General features: G+C 64.4%; 7 protein-coding genes. 1 reads left to right on the top strand and 6 read right to left on the bottom strand.

The genetic code is table 11. From position 1 onward, the window contains the following. Nucleotides 1–21 precede the first annotated feature (21 nt). A complete protein-coding gene (locus ACGVKB_RS10315; protein WP_392351650.1) occupies nucleotides 22–2,790 on the bottom strand; it encodes an ATP-dependent Clp protease ATP-binding subunit in 2,769 nt (922 codons plus the stop codon). Further along, nucleotides 2,790–3,197: a lactoylglutathione lyase gene (gene gloA / locus ACGVKB_RS10310; protein WP_392351649.1), complete on the bottom strand. Its 408-nt coding sequence runs from the start codon at nucleotides 3,195–3,197 to the stop codon at nucleotides 2,790–2,792. Before gloA ends, ACGVKB_RS10315 begins: the two co-directional genes overlap by 1 nt. Nucleotides 3,198–3,308: 111 nt before the next feature. Between gloA and eno the strand changes: the two genes are divergently transcribed. Continuing rightward, nucleotides 3,309–4,601, top strand: a complete 1,293-nt coding sequence (eno, locus tag ACGVKB_RS10305) for a phosphopyruvate hydratase (protein ID WP_392351648.1) — start codon at nucleotides 3,309–3,311, stop codon at nucleotides 4,599–4,601. Between the two features lie 11 nt (nucleotides 4,602–4,612). Here the strand turns inward: eno and ACGVKB_RS10300 are convergent, their stop codons facing one another. The 4 genes from ACGVKB_RS10300 to ACGVKB_RS10285 all read right to left on the bottom strand — a co-directional run. Continuing rightward, on the bottom strand, nucleotides 4,613–6,283 hold the full coding sequence (locus ACGVKB_RS10300) for an ABC1 kinase family protein (RefSeq protein ID WP_392351647.1): 1,671 nt from the start codon (nucleotides 6,281–6,283) through the stop codon (nucleotides 4,613–4,615). A gap of 8 nt (nucleotides 6,284–6,291) precedes the next feature. Next, nucleotides 6,292–6,594, bottom strand: a complete 303-nt coding sequence (locus tag ACGVKB_RS10295) for a hypothetical protein (RefSeq protein WP_392351646.1) — start codon at nucleotides 6,592–6,594, stop codon at nucleotides 6,292–6,294. 45 nt (nucleotides 6,595–6,639) lie between these two features. Continuing rightward, on the bottom strand, nucleotides 6,640–7,140 hold the full coding sequence (locus tag ACGVKB_RS10290; protein ID WP_392351645.1) for a hypothetical protein: 501 nt from the start codon (nucleotides 7,138–7,140) through the stop codon (nucleotides 6,640–6,642). 121 nt (nucleotides 7,141–7,261) lie between these two features. Beyond that, nucleotides 7,262–7,472, bottom strand: a 211-nt coding sequence (locus ACGVKB_RS10285) for a bifunctional ornithine acetyltransferase/N-acetylglutamate synthase (protein WP_392351644.1), incomplete at its 5' end; no start/stop codon positions are given.

The raw sequence follows: 7,472 nt of genomic DNA, 5'->3' as shown, positions 1-7,472 counted from the left end.
GCAAAGCACCACGCCAAACGATCACCCTACCGGATGCCCTGACAGCTCTACGGGTTCAAAACAGAAGGCGCCGATTTCATCGGCGCTGAGATGCACCCGAACGGCGCTGACGCCGCTGAAGCGCTCCTCCAACAACTGGGTGGCCAGCGGATTCTCCAACTCACGGCGCAACACCCGCCGCAGCGGACGGGCGCCGTACTCCGGTTCGTGGCCGCGATGGGCGATGGCTTCCGCCACAGCATCGTCCACCTGGAGGGCCAGACCCTGCTCCCGCAGCAGAGACGCCAGATCCTTGAGCTGCAGTTGCACGATCCGCACCAGATCGGCCACCTCCAGGGGACGGAAGCGGATCACTTCATCGATCCGGTTGAGAAATTCAGGGCGGAACTGGGAGGCCAGGGCCGCATCCACCTGCTGCTGAAGCAGAGCATCATCACCCTGGCCCTGCTGACGGACGTGGTCGAGGATCGCCGCACTGGCCAGGTTGCTGGTCATCACCACCACCGTGTGGCGGAAATCGACGGTGCGCCCCTGGGAATCGGTCAGACGGCCGTCATCCAGCACCTGCAACAGGAGGTTGAACACGTCGGGGTGGGCCTTCTCCACCTCATCGAGCAGCAGCACCGCATAGGGACGCCGGCGGACGGCCTCGGTGAGCTGCCCCCCTTCTTCGTAACCGACATACCCCGGTGGCGCTCCGATCAGACGGGCCACCGCGTTGCGTTCCATGAACTCACTCATGTCCAGGCGCACCAACGCCTCTTCCTCATCGAACAGAGCCGACGCCAGGGCCTTGGCCAACTCGGTCTTGCCGACCCCCGTTGGCCCCAGGAACAGGAACGACCCCACCGGCCGACGGGGATCCTTCATCCCGGCCCGTGCCCGTCGAATCGCCGCAGCCACAGCAGCCACCGCTTCGGGCTGACCGATCACCCGCTCACCGAGATGCTGATCGAGCGCCAACAACTTGCGCCGCTCTCCCGCCAACAGGCGTTGAACGGGAATTCCGGTCCAGCGGGCCACAAGATCCGCGATGTCACCCGCCTCCACCTGCTCCCGCAGCAAGGCGGTGCCGTTGTCCTGGGCCTCCGTCTGGGAGGCCTCGAGTTGTTCGCGACGCTGCTGCACCGTATGCAGCTGGTCGTACTGAAGCCGCGCGGCTTCCTCCAGATCGCCCTGGCGCTCCGCGTCGGCAATCGCGTGGCGCAGGTCTTCGTCCTGCTGCAGCAATTGACCCAGCTCATCGAGCTGGGCCCGCTCCTCTTGCCAGCGCCGCCGCAGGGTCTCGAGATGGTCAGACGCCTCCAGGCGGTTGCGCTGCAATTGAATCCGTTCAGCCTCCGGAGCCTGTTCAGCCGCGAGCAACGCGAGCTCCACCCGGCGTAGATCCGCTTCTGCCTCCTCCACCACCTGCGGTTTGGAGGTCACATCCATTTTCAGCTGTGCCGCGGCCTCATCAATCAGGTCGATGGCCTTGTCCGGCAGACAACGATCACTGATGTAGCGGGAGGCCAGACGATTCGCGACCTGAACCGCCTCATCGGTGATGGTGACGCCGTGGTGGAGCTCGTAGCGCTCCTTGACCCCTCGCAGAATCTCCAGGCTGAGCTCGAGATCAGGTTCAGCGATCAGCACCTGCTGAAAACGACGATTCAGCGCCGGATCCTTCTCAACCGTGCGGCGGTAGTCCTCCGGTGTGGTCGCACCGATGCAGCGCAGGCCACCGCCGGCCAACGCTGGCTTCAACAGGCTGCCGGCATCGGTGGTGCTGCGGTCACTGCCGACAACGGTGTGCAACTCATCGATGAACAGCACCACCCCGGAATCCGAGGCGCTCACCTCCTCCAGCACCGAGCGCAGGCGCTCCTCAAATTGACCGCGGAACTTGGCGCCGGCGATCAAAGCGCCAAGGTCCAGCGCCACCAGACGTAGCCCCTGCAGCGAGTCGGGGACCTCACCGGCCACGATCCGCTGGGCCAACAGTTCCGCAATCGCGGTTTTACCAACCCCGGGTTCCCCGATCAGCACCGGGTTGTTCTTGCTGCGTCGCGAAAGCACCTTGATCAGGTTGCGAATCTCACCGTCGCGGCCGATCACGGGATCCAAGGCACCGCGTTCCGCCTCGGCGGTGAGGTCGCGGCCATAGCTCTCCAACGCTGTCGGCATCACCTCCGGCTCGGCCTCCTCCGGGGGCCGCACCACGGGCTCAACCTGAGCGGCCGGCCTCACCGCTGGCCGTCGACGGGCGGGGGGAGGGGGAACAGCAGCCTCGGGGGACCTCACAGTTGTGGGTGGCGCTGGGGCCGATGGAGGTGGTGAAGACGGCTGTGCAGGAGCTGGCCGCTGAAGACTGGCTTCCAGACGATCGGCAGGGCAGCCCAAGGCTTCAAACAGCCCAGCACCGACCCGTGGGTCGCGTCCCATGGCGATCAGCAATTGAGGCACATCAATCAGGCGTGATCCCCAGCGGGCCCGGGCCTGCTCCGCGGACTCCAACAACTCTTCGAGGTCATCGCCGATGTAAAGCGCATCCCCGCGGGCCGGAGGCTGCTCCGCCAGTACATCTTCAAGGCGATCGAGCAGGTCATCCGCGCGCAGAGGCAGCGCATCCACCCAACGGCTGTAGGCCCGGTCGCTGAACAGCACCTGGATCAGATGCTCCACATCCAGCTGGTCATGGCGCCAACGCCGCGCCACGTCCTGACTGGCGAGCAACAGATCCCAGGCCGCTTCACTGAAGCGATCGGGCTCGTGGGTCAAGCTGCCCTGCACCGAAGAGGTCTCCGTCATCAGGCGTTAGCGAAAGCGCGCGAGGCCAGTTGGATTAATTCAATCTTGTAGCCGTCGGGATCTTCGAGAAAAGCGAGCACCGTCGAGCCACCGGATTTCATCGGCCCGGGTTCCCGCACCACCTTGCCCCCCTTCGCCTGGATGGCGGTGCAAGTGGCGTAGATGTCCTCCACACCCAGGGCGATGTGGCCGTAGGCATCACCGAGCTGATAAGCCTCTGTGTCCCAGTTGTGGGTCAACTCGATCACGGTGTTGTCACTCTCAGGACCAAAACCCACGAACGCCAGGGTGAATCGCCCCTGGGGGTAGTCCTTGCGACGCAGCAGCGTCATGCCCAGAACATCGGTGTAAAAGGCCAGTGAGCGCTCCAGATCACCAACCCGAAGCATCGTGTGCAGCATCCGCATGGGTGTCGAATCGAGCCTGTGATCGTCCCTTCATTCTGGCGGGGTGACGTCGATCACAACAGGGCTGCAGGGGGCGACCCATAAGATCCCCGGGTTACACACCTGTCCAACGTGATCGATTCCCTCGACCTCGTCATTGACACCATCGTTGCCCGTGAGGTGCTCGACTCCCGAGGCAACCCGACGGTGGAAGCGGAGGTTCTGCTCGAGGGAGGCGCCATGGGACGGGCGATCGTGCCCAGCGGCGCCAGCACCGGTGCCCATGAGGCCCACGAACTCCGCGACGGCGGCGACCGCTATATGGGCAAAGGTGTCAGCCAGGCTGTCACCAACATCGAAGAGCGCATCGCGCCCGCCCTCTGTGGCCTATCCGCACTGGACCAAGCCGCTGTCGACGCCGCGATGCTCGAGCTCGATGGCAGCGACAACAAATCCAGCCTGGGGGCCAATGCGATCCTCGCGGTGAGCATGGCCAATGCCCGTGCTGCCGCCAATGGCCTCGGCATTCCGCTGTACCGCTATCTGGGTGGCCCACTGGCCAACCTGCTGCCGGTGCCGCTGATGAACGTGATCAACGGCGGTGCCCATGCAGCGAACAGCCTGGATTTTCAGGAGTTCATGCTGGTGCCCCATGGCGCCCCCAGCTTCCGCGAGGCGCTGCGCATGGGCACCGAGGTGTTCCACACCCTCAAGGGACTGCTCAACGCCAAGGGGATGAGCACCTCCGTGGGCGATGAAGGCGGTTTTGCCCCGGACCTCGGCAACGTCGAAGCCGGAGACATCCTGGTGGAAGCCATCAGCAAGGCGGGCTACAAGCCCGGCGAAGAGATCTCCCTGGCCCTGGACGTCGCCAGCACCGAATTTTTTGAAAACGGCCGTTACGCCTTCGATGGCGGCAGCTACACCAGTGCTGAGATGGTCGGCCAGCTGGAGCAACTGGTCGACAAATTCCCGATCGTTTCGATCGAAGACGGCTTGGCCGAAGACGACTGGGAGGGCTGGAAACTGCTCACCGAACGTCTCGGCGGCAAGGTGCAGCTGGTGGGCGACGACCTCTTCGTCACCAACACCAAACGCCTCCAGCAGGGCATTGATACGGCAACCGCCAACTCCATCCTGATCAAGGTGAACCAGATCGGTTCCCTCACCGAGACCCTGCAAGCGATCGATCTGGCGGGACGCTCCGGCTACACCAGCGTGATCAGCCACCGCAGCGGTGAAACCGAAGACACCACCATCGCCGATCTCTCCGTGGCCACCCGGGCCGGCCAGATCAAGACCGGCTCCCTGAGCCGCAGTGAGCGCGTGGCCAAGTACAACCAGCTGCTGCGCATCGAAGACGAGCTGGGCAGCCAGGCGGTGTATGCCGGCGCTGTCGGCCAGGGTCCCCGCGGAAAGGCCTGATCAGCAGGCCCTCAGCGGTTGGAGCCGGGCAGCTGCTCCAACCGCTGATCACGCCGCATCCGCAGTTGCATGCGGAACCAATCGACGCCAACGGGCACAGCGGCACCCACGGGAAGGACGGCCCAGAGCGGTCGAGAGCTGGCACCGATGATGGCGGCAGCAAGGGCCAGACAGCCCAACAGCACCGCCTGACCGATCGACTGCTGAGCCACGATCATGCGTCGGAATTGACGGTCTGATTCTCCGAGGCGCACCTGCAGCTGCAAATCCCCCTGCTCCAGACGCTCGAGGCTTTCATCGAGGCGACGCGGGAACGCTGCAGCACGGCTACTGAGGGCACCCACCTGTCGGCCGAGTTCGTTGAAGAGATCGTTGGTGCCGGATCCGCTTGAAGTCATCAGGGGCAGCAGGTAGGGCTTGGCAATCGCCACAAGGCTAAAAGCGGGATCCAGGCTTCTGCCGACCCCTTCAAACGTGGACAGCGCCCGCATCACGAAGATCAACTCCACGGGAAGGCGAAAGGGCTGTCCGTACACCAGGTCGTACAGATCACCGGACAACTTGTCGATGATGTTGGCGCTGAAGGGCGGTGTGAGCGCTTCTTTGAGCATCAATCGCACCAACCGACGCACGGGGCCGACGTCGATGGAGGTGGTGATCACCCCAGCCGCCTGCAGTTCATCCACAAGGGCCGCCGCGTCACGCGAGGCGGCGGCTCGGACCATCGAACCGAGCCGGCGGCGTAACCCGTCGGACAACAGGCCCATCATGCCGAAGTCGTAGTAAATCAGCGCACCATCACTGGCGACCGCCAGGTTGCCGGGATGGGGATCGGCATGGAAAAAACCAAAGCGCACCAACTGTTTGAGGTAGCTGGCCGCTCCGATCTCAGCGACGGCGGCGGGATCGATGCCAGCCTCGAGCAAGCCGGCTCGGTCGTTGATTTTGATCCCGGGGAGATAGTCCAGGCACAGCACACGTCGGGTGCTCAGTTCCCAGATCACCCCAGGAATTCGAATCTGGCTGTCATCCAGAAACTGCTGACGAAACCGGGCTGCATATTGCGCTTCAACCCGAAAATCGAGTTCCCGCATCAGCACCCGACGGCACTCCCGAGCCATCGCGGGCCAATCGCGACCACGGCCCCAGCTGGGGTGACGCTGCAGCACCGCCGCCACCTGCTGCATCACCTCCAAGTCGAGGCGGAACAGCTCCTCAAGGCCGGGGCGTTGCACTTTGAGCACCACCTGACGGCCGCTGCGCAGGCTGGCGCGGTGCACCTGCGCCAGGGACGCCGCACCCAAAGGTTCGGGGTCGAGGTCCACCACCTCGGCGCAGCGCTGACCCAACTCCTCCTCGAGGGCTGACTGCACCCGATCAAAGGAGAAGGCCGGCACGCTGTCCTGCAGAGAGGCGAGTTGCTCCACCCAGCCAGCGGGAAGGATGTCCGGACGGGCGGAGAGAAGCTGTCCCAACTTGATGAATGCCGATCCCAGCTGAAGCAGCTCTCCCGTGAGCCAACGGGCGCGACGCCTTTGCCGCTGGTCTCGCGCCTCCTGACTAGCTCCGTTGCGATAACTCCAGGCCTGGCCGTCCCACCAGAGCAGCAGCAGCAACTGAAGAACGACCCGCCAGATCGTCAGCGCCCGCAGCGCCCGTCGCAAGGAAGCACGCCGCAACATCGCGCGCATCAGGCCTTCTCCTCCAGCTCACGGCTGATGGTCGCCACCATCGCTCTGAGGCGATCGATCCGCTCCTGTGCCGAAACGTCAGCAGCCTGATCAGAGTCAGGCGATCCGGCTTGTTCGGGATGCTCCAGACGTTCCGCCTCAGCGCGAACCTCCTCCTGGAACAACTCCCACTCCTGGCGCAATCGATCGGGGGCGTCCTGCGCGAGTACAGCGAGCTCAGCGGCGGCATCGGCCAAGCCATGGCCCAGACGGGCACTGATGCGGTGGAGGGTGGCGCGGAACAGCGCTTCCGATGAGCCCATCGATCCGAATCGATCAACCCAGATGGTGGCAGATCCGAACCCTGATCAGGACTCCGGCAAGGGCTCAGGTGGGGCTTCGACTGGAATGAAAAACGACTCTGGGGGCTCAAGCTCCTGCACCGCAGCAGGCTCCATCGGCGGGAGACCGAGCACCAGTGGTTGCGGCGGCGGCGCCATGGCCTCCTCGACGACAGGCTCAGGTGCGGGTTCAGGAGCCGCGGCCTCCAGGGGCTCTTCCGACCAGACCGGACGCGTCCACTCCGGCTGTGGCGGCACCATCGCCGCCTGAAGGGCTGATGCCGGCGTCGACGGCGGCGGCTCCTCAATAGCGGCGACGGCTGTCACCGGAAGCGCACTCACATCCACCTGAAGATCACCGGGATCCCCGCCGTACAGCGTCCGTAGCCGCGCCAGATCACGACCTGGGAAACGTGCCGGCGCAAAGACCAGCTGACGTGGGGTTTCAGCATTGACCTGAAGGATCGCCACCCGCTTGGTAATGCCAAATCCAAGGGAGAAGCAAGCACCGACCAGCAGGGGCGCCACCCAAAAACGAGGTCGAGGTCGACGTTGACCCTGACGATCCTTGGGCTTGTCCGCGGTTGGCGATGGCGTCACAAAGAACCTCGGTTTGACCGGATTGTCTCAGGCATCCAACCAAAACGCTCTAGGTCGTGTAGTCGGCGTTGATGCGCACGTACTGATCCGAGAGATCACAACCCCAGGCCTGTCCCGCTCCAGGGCCATCACCCACCGACAAGCGAATCCGCACGCAATCGTCCTGCAGATAGGCGCCGGCCGCACGGGCCTTGAGATCGGCGCTGGCGGCCGCACGATCGAAGTCCAGCGGTTGCCCCGCCGCCATCAGCTGATGGGAT

Origin of the sequence: Parasynechococcus sp. (assembly GCF_042954325.1) — a bacterium.
Lineage (GTDB): Bacteria > Cyanobacteriota > Cyanobacteriia > PCC-6307 > Cyanobiaceae > Parasynechococcus.
This window is presented reverse-complemented; position numbering and strand designations above follow the sequence as displayed.